Here is a 17,674-nt window from a genome sequence, read left to right as displayed (position 1 = left end):
TGTAATTTTGTCCCCTCAAAACTTATAACTAAGAAGAATGATAGAGTTGACTCAAGAGGAATTGAAGCAGCATTTTAGCGAGCCCATCTTCGGGAAGATAGCCGAAACGGCCGATACGCTCGGTCTGGAGTGTTACGTCGTAGGCGGCTATGTTCGTGATATTTTTCTGCAACGTCCCTCTAAAGATATAGACGTGGTGGTAGTAGGCAGTGGGATAGCGATGGCGGAAGCGCTCGGAAAACATCTGGGACGCGGCGCTCATGTCTCTGTCTTCAAGAACTTCGGAACGGCACAGGTGAAATATAAAGGTACGGAAGTGGAATTTGTGGGGGCGCGCAGAGAGTCCTACCAACGGGATTCTCGCAAGCCGATTGTGGAGGACGGGACGTTGGAAGACGATCAGAACCGTCGTGACTTCACAATTAATGCCCTCGCCGTCTGCCTCAATAAGGGACGCTTCGGTGAACTGGTAGACCCGTTCGGAGGACTGGAGGATATGAAGGAGAAGACGATCCGCACTCCGCTCGATCCGGACATCACCTTTAGTGACGATCCGTTGCGGATGATGCGTTGTATCCGTTTTGCCACGCAGTTGGGATTTTATATTGACGATGACACGTTCGATTCTCTTTGCCGCAATAAGGACCGGATTGAAATTATATCGCGCGAGCGTATTGCCGACGAACTCAATAAGATAATTCTTTCACCGATTCCCTCGAAAGGTTTTATTGACTTGGACCGTAGCGGGCTGCTCCCGTTGATTTTTCCGGAGCTGGCTGCCTTGCAAGGGGTGGAAACCCGGAACGGGCGTTCGCATAAGGATAATTTTTATCATACGCTCGAAGTGCTGGATAATATCAGCAAAAAGACCGACAATCTTTGGTTGCGTTGGGCTGCCTTGCTGCACGACATTGCCAAACCTGTGACTAAACGTTGGGAACCGAAGGCGGGATGGACTTTCCATAATCATAATTTTATCGGTGAGAAGATGATTCCGAATATTTTCCGGAAGATGAAGTTGCCGATGAATGAGAAGATGAAGTATGTGCAGAAGATGGTCAGTCTCCATATGCGTCCTATCGTGATAGCGGATGATGTAGTGACGGATTCGGCTGTCCGCCGTCTGCTTTTTGAGGCGGGGGATGACATCGACGACCTGATGACGCTCTGTGAAGCGGACATCACTTCTAAAAATATGGAACGTAAGCAACGTTTCCTGAATAACTTTCAACTGGTGCGGCAGAAGCTGAAAGACCTGGAGGAAAAAGACCGGATTCGCAATTTCCAGCCCCCTGTGAGCGGTGAGGAGATCATGGAAACTTTCGGATTGCAACCGTGCCGGGAGGTGGGGACTCTGAAAAGTGCGATAAAGGATGCGATTCTGGATGGAGTGATCCCGAATGAATATGAAGCTGCCCGCACCTTTATGTTGGCACGGGCAAAGAAGATGGGGCTGACACCGGTTATCGGCTAGGTAATGTTACCGAAAAATGTGGATTCGGAGTATGTTGTTCAAAGATGATGGCTTTCATTTTTTTTACAATGTCCGGGTGCTGGAGGGCTATATCGTTGTCTTCGTGGATGTCCGTCTTCAAGTTATACAATGAGGGACTTCCTTTTTTTACGATTAGCTTCCAGTCGTTCATGCGCACTGCTATCTGGTCTGTCTCGTCGAATTCCCAGTACAGGAATTTATGTTGTTTTTGCTTTTTCTTTCCCAGTAATGTCGGTGCAAAAGAGATTCCGTCAAAATAGTCGGTCTCCTTCTTTTTATTGCGGTATTTCTTTTCATAATTCTTGATACCCGCCACTTCGCAGAAAGTAGGCATTAAGTCATAGAAAGCGCAGATGTGGTCGCTCACTTCACCGGCGGGTACACGTCCCGGCCAACGGGCTATGAACGGAATGCGTATACCGCCTTCGTGGCACTGGCGTTTCAATCCGCGCAACTTTCCGTCTCTACCGAAGAAAGTAGGGTCGGCTCCACCTTCCTCATGAGGACCGTTGTCGCTGGAGAAAATGACTAATGTGTTCTCGTCCAGCCCTTTCTCTTTCAGCTTTTTCAGTACTTCGCCTACATAATAATCCAGACGGGTAATCATGCCGGCGAATTGAGCGTGCGTATGGGTAACCGCATTATAACGTGACCATTTACTACCTTTGAAAATTTTATCAGGACTAAACTCCGCTTTGTATTCGTTCAGAATCGAGTCCTCCGGCTGTACAAGTTCCGCATGAGGAAGAGTGTAGGTGAATATGCCGAAGAACGGTTGCTTGCCATCTTGTCTGTTCAGCCATTCCAAAGCTTTTTGATGGATAATGTCAGCGGAATATTGAGGACGTTTCCGGTATTCGGGACCGAACATCGGATACTTGATGTTTTCGTCCATAACTATGCGTACCACTCCGGTATCACCCAATGCTTTACTGTAACGGTTTAAGAAATTAGGATAGTAGAGGTGCGCTTGAAACTGGCAGATGTAGCCGTAGTATTCGTCTATACCCCGTTTGTCGGGAGTGGAGCAGGAGCCCTCATAGCCTCCTGCCCATTTACCGAACATTCCTGTAGTATATCCGTTGTCTTTCATTATTTCCGGCAGTATGATGTGTTCCGGATCGTATGGATGTTGCCCTACTACCGCGTATTCTTTATTGTCCCCATACATCACGGTGGGAGCATTTTTCCAATATTCTTTGTTTCCCCGCACTTCGCAATGACCGCTGTGCTGTCCCGTCATGACTGAAGCTCTTGAAGGTGCGCTGACAGGGCTACCGGCATACGCCTGCGTGAAGCGCATCCCTTCATTTGCCATAGCGTCGATATGAGGGGTGCGGATAAACGGTTGACCGTAGCAGGCCAAATCTCCATATCCCATGTCATCGCAGAGAATAAATAAAATATTCGGTTGGGCGTTTCTTTGCTGCGCATGGATGGATAATGTAGGCAAAAGTAAAGCACTGCCGATGAATGAAACAGATGCGTAATTCATATTATTGGGTTGTTTGAATAAGGTTTGTGTCCGGACGAGTTTAACTCAGCTCAATGATTTCTTCACGGCAGTTCGTTAGTTTTTCGATACCTTCGTTCGTCACCACCCAAGAGTTTTCTATACCTACAGGACCTACTCCCGGAAGTACGATTTTCGGTTCGAGGGCAAACACCATGTCCGGTTCGAGTTCCTGCTTCATGCGGGGGGCCAGTACGGGAGCTTCGTTGATTTCGAGGCCGATGCCGTGGCCGATAAACTTCGCTTGCTGGTTGGTTCCCATGAATTTGTCTCTGAATCCGGCTTCCGTCGCTATTTGGATGGCGGTGTCATACAGTTGCTCGCAGGAAACACCCGGACGGGCAATAGAAGCTATCTTTTCCTGAATATCCAGACAGACCTGATGTGCCGCATAAGCTTCTTCCGGCAGTTTTCCGATAGAGAACACCCGGCTCATGTCGCCCATATATCCGTTGAAGTTGCCGCCTAAATCGACCATGACGCTTTGTCCTTCTTTCAACGGAGTCTTGTTGGCTCCTCCCGGCAGGGCAGGGTCGAGACCTTGTCCGCCCAGTGCGAAGTCGTATGGAGAAGGGTATCCGGCGTTGTCTCCCGTGAGTACGCTGCCCATGAAGATTTCCATGCTGCGTCCGAACACCCGGAAAATGCCCAGACACCCTTGCAGGCGCATCAGACGTTCTATCTCGATAGAGAATTCTATATCCGTCATTCCCGGACGGTATACGCTCGGAATCTGTTCGTAAGCTTTCGCATGGGCAATGCCCGAACGGCGTAACATTTCGATTTCAACCGGTGTCTTCACACTACGTGCCTGACGGATCAGCGGAGTGCCGTTCACCACTTCGGTCTCGGGGAAGAGACTTGCCAGACGGCAATATTCCGTGTAAGGAAGTTCGTCGCCCTCCAACATCAGCTTGGTTGGCATGGGCAATCCGTTTTCTTTCAGCAGATCGACAATCTGTTCCGGTTTGCGGATAGGGAACGAATGTTCGCCTGTGATATTGTTGGGACGTTTGAAAAACAACAATGCGGGTGAATGGAGCGGAAGATAAAGGTAACCGCTGACAACGCAGCCGTATGTATAAATCAGATTTGTATTACAAGTAATGAGCGCAGCGTCAATGCCCTGCAACGCCATCAGACTGCGAATCTTATCGCGACGGAATTTTAATTCGGGTTGTAGCATTTTTATTTAGTTATTTATTTATTCGATAATGCTGCAAAGATAATTAATTCCCATCGAAAATAACGTTAATCTCATAAAAATAGCGCCACCCGCGTCCTGTCACAGGAGGCGAGTGGCGCAAACCACAAATACAAATACAACTAAACAAAGTCTTCTAAATGAATCTAGAAATTAAAAATTAGAAACTAAAAATTAAATAATTTGTGAATCCCAAGCCAACCAGCTCCCGTCCACCTTCTATTTTCTACCTTTTAATCTTTAATTTTTAATTATCAAATGACGCCTTGTCCCATCATTGCATGGGCTACTTTCATGAATCCGGCAATGTTGGCTCCCTTCACATAGTTAATGTATCCGTCGGGCTCCGTGCCGTATTTCACACATTGGGCATGGATGCCGTGCATGATTGCATGAAGCTTTTCATCCACTTCTGCGGCACTCCAGCTGAGGTGCATGGCGTTTTGAGACATTTCCAGTCCGGATGTGGCAACACCGCCTGCGTTGACTGCTTTACCCGGTGCGTACATCTTTTTATGTTCGATGAATAGATCGATGGCTTCCGGCGTACAGCCCATGTTAGAAATTTCTCCGACACAAAGTACGTCATTTTTTATGAGATTTTGTGCATCTTCTCCATTTAATTCATTCTGAGTTGCACAAGGAAGTGCAATATCAGCTTTTACTTCCCACGGACGCTTGCCCTCGACGAAGGTCGCACCCGGATATTTTTCTGCGTATGGAGCAACTATATCATTGCCCGAAGCCCGAAGCTCCAGCATGTAGTCTATCTTTTCGCCACTGATACCGTCGGGATCGTAAACGTATCCGTCCGGTCCGGAGATTGTAATCACTTTAGCACCCAGTTCGGTGGCTTTCGTGGCTGCCCCCCAAGCTACGTTTCCGAACCCGGAGATAGCGACGGTCTTACCTTTTATATCAATACCTTTTGCCTGTAACATCTGGTTCACGAAATACAAACCGCCGAAACCGGTAGCTTCGGGACGAATCAGAGAACCGCCGAACTCCAATCCTTTGCCAGTGAAAGTTCCTGTAAATTCACGTGTCAGCTTCTTGTACATACCGAACATATAACCCACTTCGCGTCCTCCTACGCCGATATCACCGGCGGGAACATCCATATCCGGACCCAGATGACGCCACAGCTCCAGCATGAACGCCTGGCAGAAACGCATGATTTCAGCGTCGCTCTTGCCGCGTGGTGAGAAGTCGGAACCGCCTTTGCCGCCACCCATAGGCAGAGTGGTCAGTGCGTTCTTGAAAGTCTGTTCGAAGCCGAGAAACTTCAGGATGGAAAGATTGACGGAAGCATGGAAACGGATACCGCCTTTGTACGGGCCGATAGCGTTGTTGAATTGTACGCGGTAGCCGAGATTGGTCTGCACTTCGCCTTTATCGTCCACCCACGTCACACGGAAAGTAAAGATACGGTCGGGTTCGACCAGTCTTTCTATGATTTTGGCTTTTTCAAATTCAGGATGTTGATTGTATATATCTTCAATGGACAGAAGAACCTCTTTGACAGCTTGAAGATACTCAGATTCACCGGGATGTTTTGCCTCCAGAGAGGACATGATTTTTTGGATGTTCATGATACTATAGTTTAAAAGGTTAATTCTGATAAAATGTCAACTAACTATCTGCAAATATAGGGAAATATTTGAAATGTGATTATTTTTAAGGCGTTATTTTGATTAAATAATGATAAAATGACAGTTTTGGAGTCCAAGAAGCGCAAAGCCCCGCTACCTGTGATGTAAAAAACAGGTAACGGGGCTTCTATGTGTTCGCAAATAGAAAGCCGGTCTTTAGAATTTCGGTTTCATGCCCAGATTATACATGATGAATCCGTAAATGTCGGCTTGCTCTTCCAGTACTTTTGCCATAGGTTTGCCTGCACCGTGTCCGGCTTTGCTGTCGATGCGGATCAAGGTCGGATTGGTCCCGTCATTGTCGGCTTGCAGGGTAGCGGCAAACTTGAATGAGTGGGCGGGGACTACCCGGTCGTCATGGTCGGCAGTGGTTACCAGAGTTGCCGGATATTTTGTGCCCGGTTTCAAGTTGTGCAATGGAGAGTAACCTCTGAGGTATTCGAACATCTCTTTGCTGTCTTCACTGGTGCCGTAATCGCTGGCCCAGTTCCAGCCGATGGTAAACTTGTGGTAGCGGAGCATATCCATCACACCCACTTGCGGGATGGCTACGCGGAAGAGGTCGGGACGCTGCGTCATACAGGCGCCTACTAACAAACCGCCGTTGGAACCGCCGACAATCGCTATCTTGTCTTTATCGGTGTATTTCTGGCTGATGAGATATTCAGCGGCCGAGATGAAGTCGTCGAACACGTTCTGTTTCTGCATTTTGGTTCCGGCTACGTGCCACTCCTCACCGTATTCGCTGCCGCCACGCAGGTTGACTTGGGCATAGATACCGCCGTTTTCGAGGAACGGGATACGGTTGGAGCTGAAGCCCGGATTAAGACTGATACCGAAACCTCCGTACCCGTAGAGGAATACCGGATTTTTGCCGTCTTTCTTCAAGTCTTTCTTATAAGTAAGGAACATCGGAATCTTCACACCGTCCTTGCTGGGGAAAAACACCTGTTCCGTTACGAAGTCGTCCGAGTTGAACTGCACTTTCGGGGCACGGTACAGTTCGTAGCTGTTCTTGTCCATATCATATTTATAGGTAGCGCCGGGAATGGTGAACGAGGTAAATCCGAAGAAGCATTCCTTGTCGTCCTTGTTGCCGCTGAATCCTACCGAACCGAGCGAGGGCAGTTCGATTTCCTGCAACTGCTTGCCGTCGAGGTCGTAAACGTATGCGTGATTGGAGGCGTCTTTGTCGTATGTGAGGAACAGTTTGCCACCGATCACTTCCGCGTTGGAGAGCACTGCTTCCGATTCGGGTACGAGTTCTTTCCAGTCTTCCAGTTTCGGACGGTTGATGTCCGCCACCATAATCCGGTTTTTCGGTGCTCCGTAGTTGGTGTAGATATAAATCCAGTCGCCGATTACTTCAATTGGGTAATATTGGTAATCGAGGTCGGTGGTGAGCTGGATGAAAGGAGAGGCGGGCTTTTTCAAATCCCGTATGAACAGGTTGTTCCCTCTTCCGGCTCCGGATTCGGTCAGGAATAGAATACGTTCATCCTCGCTGGTGCCGGAGGTGTAGAAACGTTTCGGATAAGCCGGATTCTGGTAAATCAGCTTGTCTTTCGATTGGGGTTCGCCGATCTTGTGGTAATAGATCTTATGATTCTCGTTCACGTTGGAGAACTCTTTTCCTTTGGTCGGAGCATCGTAAGCACTATAATAGAATCCGTCTCCCTGCCAGGCAGCGTCGGTGAATTTGGCCCATTCGATGTGGTCTTCGAGCAACTTGCCGCTTTCGGTGTCCATCACGTAGATTTCAGACCAGTCGGAGCCGCTTCGCGAGATGGTGTACGCGGTGTATTTGCCATCGTGTGAGAAATAAAGTCCCGTGAGGGCCACTGTGCCGTCATCCGACAATTTGTTGGGGTCGAGGAACACGCGAGGCTCGCCGTCCAATGAATCTTGTACGTAGAACACGCTTTGATTCTGCAAACCATCGTTCTTGCTGAAATAATATTTGCCGTGTTTCTTGACAGGAGCGCTGATCTTCTCGTAATCAGCCAGTTCCGTCAGCCGTTTCAAGAGGTTCTCCCGGAAAGGTATTTGGCTCAGATACTCATTTGTCACTTTGTTCTGCGCTTCTACCCAAGCGGTGGTAGCTGCGCTGGTATCATTTTCCAACCATCTGTAAGGGTCGGGAACTTGCGTACCGAAATACACGTCTACAGTGTCTACTTTTGCCGTCTCGGGGTAGACCGGCTTTTTTTTGTTGGGGAGCGCATGACATTACCATGATTCCACTCATTAATAAAGTTACTTTTTTCATGTGAATAAAAAGTCTTTTTGAATAAACTTATTGGTACAAAACTACAAAATAATAAGAGATAAACAAGTAAACTTTATAAAGAAGATGATGGAAAATGAGATTTAAAGAATTAACTTTGCAAAATGTGATTTTGAAACAAGACGATTTGGTATAAGAAAGGAGAATAATTCTATGCTTAGTAAATATAAATTAAACCAGCTTTACTTCAAAGATACCCAGTTCGCCAATTTGATGACCCGGCGAATTTTCAACGTGCTGCTGATAGCCAACCCGTACGACGCTTTCATGCTCGAAGATGACGGACGTATCGATGAGAAGATTTTTAATGAATATACTTCGCTCTCTCTGCGTTATCCGCCCCGTTTCTCGCAGGTGTCTACCGAAGAGGAGGCATTGGCGCAGTTGGAAAGTATGTCATTCGACCTGGTGATTTGTATGCCGAGCACGGGAGATAATGACAGTTTCGACATCGGACGGCATATCAAGGAGAAATATGAACACATTCCTATCGTCATTCTGACTCCTTTCAGTCACGGTATTACCAAACGGATTATCAATGAGGATCTGAGTGCTTTCGAGTACGTTTTCTGCTGGCTGGGCAATACCGATTTGCTGGTTTCTATCATTAAGCTGATGGAGGACAAGATGAATCTGGAGCATGACGTGCAGGAGGTAGGAGTACAGTTGATACTTGTTGTGGAAGACGGCATTCGCTTCTATTCTTCCATTCTTCCCAATCTGTATAAGTTCGTGTTGAAGCAGAGTCAGGAGTTCTCTACGGAGGCTCTGAATGCACACCAGCGTACGCTTCGTATGCGCGGACGGCCTAAAATCGTGTTGGCGCGTACGTATCAGGAGGCAATGAATATTTATCGTAAGTATCAGAATAATATATTGGGGGTGATCACGGATGTACGTTTCCCGAAGGTGGAGCGGGGAGAGAAAGACGGTCTGGCGGGTATCAAGCTATGTGCCGAGATACGTAAGAATGATCCGTTCGTACCCTTGATTATCCAGTCTTCCGAGTCGGAGAATGCTTCCTATGCGGCAAAGTACGGAGCCAGCTTTATTGACAAGAATTCCAAGAAGATGGATGTAGACCTGCGCCGTATTGTTTCCGATAACTTCGGTTTCGGTGATTTTGTTTTCCGTAATCCGGAGACGGGGGAGGAGATTGCCCGTGTACGGAATCTGAAAGAGTTGCAGAATATTCTGTTTGCCGTTCCTGCGGAATCATTCTTATATCACATTAGCCGTAATCATGTGTCCCGCTGGCTTTATTCGCGGGCTATGTTTCCCGTGGCGGAGTTTTTGAAACCGATAACATGGAGCAGTCTTCAGGATGTGGACGCCCATCGCCGCATCATTTTTGAGGCGATCGTGAAATATCGCAAGATGAAGAATCAGGGAGTCGTTGCCGTCTTTAAACGGGACCGTTTCGACCGTTATTCCAATTTTGCCCGTATCGGTGACGGTTCGCTCGGAGGTAAAGGGCGCGGACTGGCTTTCATAGATAACATGGTGAAGCGTCATCCGGAGTTTGATGAGTTTGAGAATGCACGGGTAGCCATTCCCAAGACGGTGGTGCTTTGTACGGATGTGTTCGATGAGTTTATGGACACGAACAATCTGTATCAGATTGCCCTTTCGGATGCGGATGATGATTTGATTCTGAGGTATTTCCTGAAAGCGAAGTTGCCGGACCGGTTGGTGGAAGACTTCTTTACTTTCTTTGATGTGGTGAAGTCACCAATTGCCATCCGTTCTTCGTCTCTGTTGGAAGATTCCCATTATCAGCCGTTTGCGGGGATTTACAATACGTATATGATTCCTTATCTGGACGATCGCTATGAGATGCTGCGTATGCTTTCCGATGCCATCAAGGGAGTGTATGCTTCGGTATACTTCCGTGACAGCAAGGCTTATATGCAAGCTACGTCGAACGTGATAGACCAGGAAAAGATGGCTGTTATTTTGCAGGAAGTCGTTGGTAATCAATACGGAGAACGTTATTATCCTTCCATGTCCGGTGTGGCACGCTCGCTCAATTATTATCCGCTGGGTGATGAAAAGGCGGAGGAAGGAACGGTGAATCTGGCTCTTGGATTGGGAAAATATATTGTGGATGGCGGTATGACACTTCGTTTTTCTCCTTATCATCCCAATCAGGTGTTACAGACCAGCGAGATGGAAATAGCTTTGAAAGAGACTCAGACCCGTTTCTATGCGTTGGACTTGAAGAATGCAGGGCATGACTTTTCGATCGATGACGGCTTTAATCTGTTGAAACTTCATGTGAAAGAGGCGGAAAATGACGGTGCTTTGCAGTATATCGCTTCTACATACGACCCGTACGACCAGATAATCCGGGATGGTTTGTATCCGGGAGGACGCAAGGTGATCACGTTTGCTAATATCCTGCAACATGATGTTTTCCCGTTGGCTCGTATTTTACAGTTGGTTTTGAAATACGGGGAACAGGAGATGCGTCGTCCGGTTGAGATTGAGTTTGCGGCAACGTTAAGTCGTGATCAGGATAAGACGGGTACTTTCTATCTTTTGCAGATCCGTCCGATTGTGGATAGCAAGGAGATGCTGGATGAGGATTTGAACGATATACCGGATGATGAGGTGATTCTTCGCTCGTATAATTCGCTGGGACATGGCATTATGAACGAGATTCAGGATGTTGTCTATGTGAAGACAGACGGCTACAGTGCTTCCAATAATCAGGCTATTGCTTGGGAGATAGAAAAGATCAATCAGCAGTTCTTGAACGAGGGGAAGAACTATGTGCTTGTCGGTCCCGGACGTTGGGGAAGCAGCGACACGTGGCTGGGTATTCCGGTGAAGTGGCCGCACATCTCGGCAGCCCGTGTGATAGTGGAGGCGGGACTGACTAATTACCGCGTTGATCCCAGCCAGGGTACGCATTTCTTCCAGAATCTTACCTCGTTCGGAGTGGGTTACTTCACGATCAATGCCTTTATGAATGATGGTGTCTACAACCAAGAGTTCCTCAATGCGCAACCGGCTGTGGAAGAAACGAAGTTCCTCCGCCATGTCCGCTTTGAGAAACCGATAGTGGTCAAGATGGATGGAAAGAAGAAACTTGGGGTGGTGCTGATGCCGGGAGTATAGGTGGCTTTATATAAAAATGAAATTGGTGGAAATAAAGAGGAACTATAATTATATTATGAGTCTATTAAAAAAAATAACACTCGTGTCTGAATCAATAGGTCTTATATTCAATAAATGTAGGGGGTAACGTTCTGTTTTTCATCTAAAAGGTGAAATTCTTTTGTGATAGGCTTAAAAATATGGCCTTTTTTTAAGGTCGGGCAGGCTAATTGTGTTCTCATTTTCATATTTCGGGATAAATCTTTCTTTGGATACTTTATTATAAAGAAAGAAAACTGTATTTTTGCGGTCGTTTTTTAAGATATAAAGAGATTCTAGAGAGATGAGTAACAGACAATTAGTAAAACTGGCTTTTTGTGTATGTCTCCTACCTTTCTTTTTTTCTTGTTCTTCGGAACGTGATGAGGGAAGTGAAGGAAATGGAACATTACGTGTACAAGTTAGTGCAAATGCCGAAGTATTAGTGGGAACAAATACTCGGGTTAATGATGGAATAGAACAGGAAGTGCCCGATGTCAATGATTTCTCTTTTTCTATATTTAAAGGAGAAACTCTTCGTGGAGAGTGGGCTACATTAGCTGAGTTTTTGGCTGATGATGAGTTGACTCTTCGGTCTGGTAATAACTATGTAGCGAAGGCTTCGTATGGCGATGTCAATAATGAAGGTTTCGAGTTGCCTTATTATGAGGGAAATCAGCCGTTTGTTATAAAGCGGGGACAGACCACCACTGTGGAAGTGACCTGTTATCTGGCAAATGCTAAATTGTCGATTGTCTATACAGATGAATTTAAGGACTACTTTTCTGAGTATACGGCTGAAGTCACTACTTCGCTTGGCAATACAGTGAACTATGTTTCTGATGAAACACGTTATGCCTATTTCAAGCCGGGAGAAGTACAAGTACGTGTGAAGGTAAAAAAGAAGGAGGGTTATTCACAGGAAGTAACTTTGAAAGTTGGTGAGGATTATGCTCTTGAAGCTCGCCATGCCTATATTCTGACACTTGATTTGGATGCAGGTACTCCTTCTATTAATATATCATTTAGTGATGATATTCCTAATCAGGAACCTGTGAAAATCACTGTTTCGGATGAGGCTTTAAGTGCTCCGGCACCTTATTTTACAGCAAATGGGTTTAATGATGACCAACCGATTGACGTTGTTGAAGGAAAATCAGCGGAAGCTTCAGAAGTGTATGCTTATTTGAATGCAGCCGGTGGAATAGCTCATTGTTATTTGACGACCCATTCTTTTTCGTTGATCGAACAAGGATGGCCTGAAACTGTGGACTTGACTAGTGTGTCTGCAGAAAGTCTGAGCGCAATGCAGAAGTTAGGGTTTCAGATGGCAGGATTGGGTGACAAAAAAGATAAGATTGCAAAGATTGACTTTACAAATGTAGTACCTTTTTTGGAATATACGGAAGAGGGTACAGAACATCTTTTTGAACTGCGGGCTACTGATAAATTGTCTAAAGAGAATGTGGAACCATTGAAATTTAGAGTTTCCAGTAAGGATAATCTGTTTGCGGTGAGTGCAGGACAATCAGTTCTTTATGGTACGACAAAGATGAAGGCTAATTTGACTCTTGACGGTGATCCCGCCAAGGTGACCTATTGGTTGAAGAAAGGCGAGACAGAACAGCAAGTAGTGCCAAGTTCCATAAAGTCGAATGGAACATCACATGATTTGCTGTTTAAGTTTGATGAATCCCAATATGCTGATATTCAGATGGAGGCTCGGTATTTGCGACGTAAAGGGACATTGAATTCGGCTATGGGAGATCCTGTGGTACTTAGTTTGCAGTATCCAGGAGATGTTTGGACGAAACAGGCTACGTTGCAGTTAAAAGGCAATGTAGATGGATGGAATTTCCTATGCTCTCAGAAGGATAATGACGGAAATGATGGTGTATGGAATGCTATAAATTGTCCTTTGTCTGGTTCTACCATTTCTTTGACTAATTTAATTCCGGCTACCGGCTACACTTATCAATTTACCAAAAAAGATGAAGAAGGTGATATTGTAGGGGCTTCGAATCAATTGAGTATTGAGACGGAAGCAGAATTGCAGATTCCTAATTCGGATTTTGAAACGTGGAGTGAGAAGTTTGTGTGGAAAGGAACAGGAAAACCTGGCAGCATAGATATTTATACTTTTTACCCTTATGAGGATAGTGATTTGGATCCTTGGTGGAGTACACAGAATGATTTGACTACAGCTAAAGCAGGCATTTACTCTTATTATTATGTAGCATATCCAGGAACTACTTATGTGAATTCTTCTTGGTCGGCTAGTACTAGAATGAAATTATCTACATCTCCAATTAATGGTTCATATTCCGCAGAAATAGCAACTATTGGATGGGGGGAAGGCAGTACCTGTACAACAGGATTACCTTGGGGAGGTTTGAGTTGTAACAAGAAAACATCTAGCACTTTGTATATTGGAAAATATGATATATCAACAGGAGAAGTTCATGGACATACTTTTGCTTCTCGCCCTACGCAAATGACTTTTAATTATCGTTTTTACTCATATAATGGAGAAGCTGCTTCCGCTTCGATTCAAATAGAACATAGAGAAGGAGATAATATTGTTAATTTAGGAAATGGATATATGAATTTATCGACAACTAACACTGATAAGGCTACTTTAAATATATCCTATTCAAATGAAGAATTACAACCGACACATATATCTATCGTGTTTTTGTCATCAACCTCTTCTAGTCCGGCTATTAAAGAATATAGTGGAGAGATTAATACTTGGAGTGGTAATGCCGATACTCGTGGTATAGGAAATGTCTTAGTAATAGATGATGTACATTTAGAGTATGCTAAATAATGAATTAAAGTGAATTGATGAATATGAAACAATTAGTTAAAATAAAAATATTAGCAATATTTGTAGCAAGCCTTTTCATCCTCTCTGCTTGCGATCGTGAAAAGATGGACTTCGGCAACGAATCGGATGGTTATGGACAAATTCAATTGTCCTCCATGCAACTTTCTGTGGATGTAAATGCGACACCACTGTCTCGTGCTGTCACAGTAGATGCTGGTAGTTATATCGTTGGTATTTACAATGAAGACGGAACAACTTTAATTTCCGAATGGAAGTATAGTGATATGCCTGAAATATTTCAATTGAAAGTCGGCAAATACAAAATCATAGCCCATTCTCCAGATGGAGGAGAACCAGTGTTTGATGTTCCTTATTGTCAAGGTTCGCAGAGTATTGAGATACAAAAAGATCAAGTGACCAATGTTGCTAAGATAGAGTGCAAGTTGCATTGTATTATGGTAAAAATAGGTTATACGGACGAATTGAAACCGCTTTTGGGAGACGATACCGAAGTTACGGTAACAATAAATAGCAATGATCAACTTACGTTTAAGATGGGAGATGAAGTACGTGCTGCTTATTTTCCTGCCAATGAAAGCGGTAATATTGTCGATTTCAAATTTTTGAGCACTCTAACGGAAGATGGAATAAAAGATGAAGTACAGACAGTGAATACGCGTTCGGTATCCGGTGTATCAATCGGTTATCTTGTAACCATGACTTATAAATTGAGCGATGCTGACGGTGATCCGAATACTGGAGGTGATGCTAATGCTTCTGTGAAAGTGGACAATAGCTGTGATGTGGAAAATATAAATGGTGGTGTTCGTCCTGACGAACCGGAAATAGATGATTTCCCGGATGGTGGGGGTGATGTGGACGGAGAGCCTACGATTACCTGCAAAAAGTTTGATTACGTTCTTGATGAGACTGTGACTGAAGAGAACCCATTGGAGATTATTGTGAAACTTAATGCGTCGGAAACTATCGGACATGTGAATGTGCAAATAGAAGCGGGTGATGATTTGTTTGGAGATGCTATCAAAATGATGTTTGGTGAAGCTGGAACTTTTGATTTGGCTGAACCGGGAGAATATAAGGAAACATTGACAAGTCTCGGTTTTCCTGTGGAAGAGCAGGTTGTAGGAAAAACGGAGTTGGATTTTGTAATTACTCAATTTACACCGTTATTGAGGAATTTTCCAAGTGAGAAACCACACAAATTCCATATTACTTTAATTGATCGGAAAGGGCAGAGTGTATCGAAGACGTTAACATTTACTATAAAAGAATAAATAGGTAAGAAATGAAGATAAAAGAATATTATTTATATTGGTTATTACTTCTTTTCTTTTTCACAGGATGTCAGCGTGACGAATATACTGCGACTGATGGTGAGGGGAGTCTTCGGTTGTCTATTGGGATGAAGAATGATTTGAAAGTAGTAGCTACCCGTGCTCTTACATCGGAAGAACAAGCTATCTTGGAGAAAGACTGTAAGGTTCGTATCTACCAACGTGAAAAAGAGGATTTGAAACTGGTACGTAAGTATCAAGGAGTAGAAAATGTACCTGATGATATTTTGCTTGCTTCCGGTGATTACCAAGTAAAGGTGACAGCTGGAGAGGTGGTTTCTGCATCATTCGATAAGAAATTTTATGAGGGTATAAAGTCTTTTACTATAACAAAAGGGGCAGATGTAAAAGTTGATGTCGTGGCTAATGTAGGTAATACAGTGGCTACTGTAGCTTTTGCAGAGACAATGAATCCTTATTTTGAAAATTGCATGGTGGGGGTGGCTGTAAAGGCTGAAAATGGAATTCTTGATTTTACGGCAGATGATGTCGGAAAATTAGGATATTTCTCTGTTCCTGTTGCTTGCGATACGCTATTTTGTACATTTGAGGCAACCAATAAGCTTACCGGAGCACCGTTTGTACATATAGATACGATTCCCGATGTGGTGTCGGCTACACTTTACAACTTGACTTATGAATTTAAGGAATCGGAAGTGGAAGTGCCGGATACCGGAGGGGGAATGATAAATTTGGTGGTGGATGTAACTCCTATTGGAGAAGTGGAAACAGAAGAGACGATTTATCGCCGACCGTCAGTTAAAGCTGAAATGGGGGGACAAAATTTAGTCTTGACACAACCTGCATACATGAAAATAGGTGATGGAGAGGATATGACGGTGATGATAAAGGGTTCTACAAAACTGACGCAGATTGAAATAGCCTCTGAACAGTTTCCGGATTTTCTTGGTGCACCTACTGCGCAACAGACTTTTGACTTGAAAAATCTGACAACTGAGGAAGAAGATCTGCTCGCAAATGGCGGAATCACGATCGATAAAAAAGAAGCTTCTTTGGGGCATGCTATGGATATAAATCTTTCCGCTTCACTAATCCGGAAATATACAGCGGAGAATGGTACACGTAGTATTCGTTTTTCTGTAACAGACCAGAGAGGCTATCAGCGTATAGTAGACTGGCAAATTGTGGCTTCTGATATTGCTGTACAAACAGTCGCTATTCCGGATGATAAGAAATATCTTATATGGGCAACAAAGGCGACTTTGTTCGGTGAAGTGCTGCCGGAACGAGAACCACAATCAGAATTGTCATTCCGCTACCGGAAAGTGGGAACTACTGAATGGCAGACGGTGCCTGCGGTACGAAACGGTTCTGTACTTACTGCTGAGGTGACTGGATTGAAGAATAGTGATAATGAACTTTTCTCAGAATATGAATATCAAGTTATGGAGGGGGCAATGGCATCCAATGTAAAATGTCAGTTCACGACAGAAAAGACGCTCCAATTGGAGAATTGTGGATTTGAGGAGTGGTCGGGAAGTAAGCCTATGTATATTGCGGCTTCAAGCAGTGATTTCTTTTGGGATAGTGGTAATCATGGTTCCTCTTCTGTTTCTGCTTTTGCTACAGATTTGACAACAGCGGATTCTTCTGTGAAAGTGGAAGGCAAGTATTCTGCGAAATTACAGTCTAAAAAAATAGTTATTAAGTTTGCCGCAGGAAATCTGTTCATCGGTAAGTATTTGGATACACAAAAAATGAATGGAATTTTGGGATGGGGACGTTCGTTTACCTCCCGTCCAGTTGCATTGACCGGATATATACGTTATACTTCGGGAACTGTAGATAACGGAGGAAAGTATATCGAAAATGGAGAACAAGACAAAGGGCAAGTGTTTATAGCACTAGGAGACTGGGAAGGACAAACTTACGGTGGAGAAACTTGGCCGTTGATTGTGGATACGAGAGATGCTGCTACTTTTTTTGATCCGAAAGGAGATAACGTTATAGCTTATGGTGAACAGACATGGGATTCGTCTACCGAAGGTGAGAATATGCATCCCTTTGTTATCCGTTTGAATTACAGTCTTGAACGTATTCCTACAAGTATTGTAGTGGTGGCTTCGGCGAGTAAATACGGAGATTATTTTGAGGGAAGTACCGGCAGTTCTATGTGGTTAGACAACTTGAAATTGGTATATGACGAGAGTGAATTGGAAGAATAAACTTATAATGA

At 44.6% G+C, this 17,674-nt stretch carries 8 protein-coding genes and 1 pseudogene; 5 read left to right on the top strand and 4 right to left on the bottom strand.

Translation table 11 applies throughout. The features are described from left to right. Window positions 1-37 precede the first annotated feature (37 nt). Window positions 38-1,474 (top strand): CCA tRNA nucleotidyltransferase, encoded by a 1,437-nt coding sequence (locus BACFIN_RS12970; RefSeq protein ID WP_007751415.1) that lies wholly within the window; start codon window positions 38-40, stop codon window positions 1,472-1,474. On the opposite strand, the gene BACFIN_RS12975 is transcribed toward BACFIN_RS12970, so the two are convergent. The 4 genes and pseudogenes from BACFIN_RS12975 to BACFIN_RS20675 all read right to left on the bottom strand — a co-directional run bounded on the left by BACFIN_RS12975 (window position 1,464) and on the right by BACFIN_RS20675 (window position 8,133). Then, the gene (locus BACFIN_RS12975) at window positions 1,464-2,990 is read right to left on the bottom strand and encodes an arylsulfatase (protein WP_007751413.1); all 1,527 of its coding nucleotides are present in this window, start codon (window positions 2,988-2,990) and stop codon (window positions 1,464-1,466) included. The two genes, BACFIN_RS12970 and BACFIN_RS12975, sit on opposite strands and share 11 nt — an antisense overlap. Window positions 2,991-3,030: 40 nt before the next feature. Continuing rightward, window positions 3,031-4,194, bottom strand: coding sequence for a M24 family metallopeptidase (locus tag BACFIN_RS12980; protein ID WP_007751411.1), 1,164 nt, complete (start codon window positions 4,192-4,194; stop codon window positions 3,031-3,033). A gap of 272 nt (window positions 4,195-4,466) precedes the next feature. Beyond that, entirely contained in the window at window positions 4,467-5,804 is a 1,338-nt protein-coding gene (gene gdhA / locus BACFIN_RS12985) for an NADP-specific glutamate dehydrogenase (protein WP_007751409.1), read from the bottom strand. Between the two features lie 216 nt (window positions 5,805-6,020). Continuing rightward, window positions 6,021-8,133, bottom strand: a pseudogene (locus BACFIN_RS20675) (prolyl oligopeptidase family serine peptidase). 171 nt (window positions 8,134-8,304) lie between these two features. On the opposite strand from BACFIN_RS20675, the gene BACFIN_RS12995 reads away from it, so the two are divergent. From BACFIN_RS12995 to BACFIN_RS13010, 4 genes are all read left to right on the top strand, one after another. After that, window positions 8,305-11,274: a PEP/pyruvate-binding domain-containing protein gene (locus BACFIN_RS12995; RefSeq protein ID WP_007751404.1), complete on the top strand. Its 2,970-nt coding sequence runs from the start codon at window positions 8,305-8,307 to the stop codon at window positions 11,272-11,274. Window positions 11,275-11,596: 322 nt separating this feature from the next. After that, on the top strand, window positions 11,597-14,122 hold the full coding sequence (locus BACFIN_RS13000) for a DUF4493 domain-containing protein (protein ID WP_007751402.1): 2,526 nt from the start codon (window positions 11,597-11,599) through the stop codon (window positions 14,120-14,122). Between the two features lie 23 nt (window positions 14,123-14,145). Next, entirely contained in the window at window positions 14,146-15,417 is a 1,272-nt protein-coding gene (locus tag BACFIN_RS13005) for a DUF4493 domain-containing protein (protein ID WP_022276291.1), read from the top strand. Window positions 15,418-15,428: 11 nt separating this feature from the next. Further along, window positions 15,429-17,663 carry a DUF4493 domain-containing protein gene (locus BACFIN_RS13010; protein WP_007751397.1) on the top strand — a complete coding sequence of 745 codons (2,235 nt, stop codon included), beginning with the start codon at window positions 15,429-15,431 and terminating at the stop codon, window positions 17,661-17,663. Window positions 17,664-17,674 lie beyond the last annotated feature (11 nt).

It is taken from the genome of Bacteroides finegoldii DSM 17565, assembly GCF_000156195.1.
GTDB lineage: Bacteria > Bacteroidota > Bacteroidia > Bacteroidales > Bacteroidaceae > Bacteroides > Bacteroides finegoldii.
This window is presented reverse-complemented; position numbering and strand designations above follow the sequence as displayed.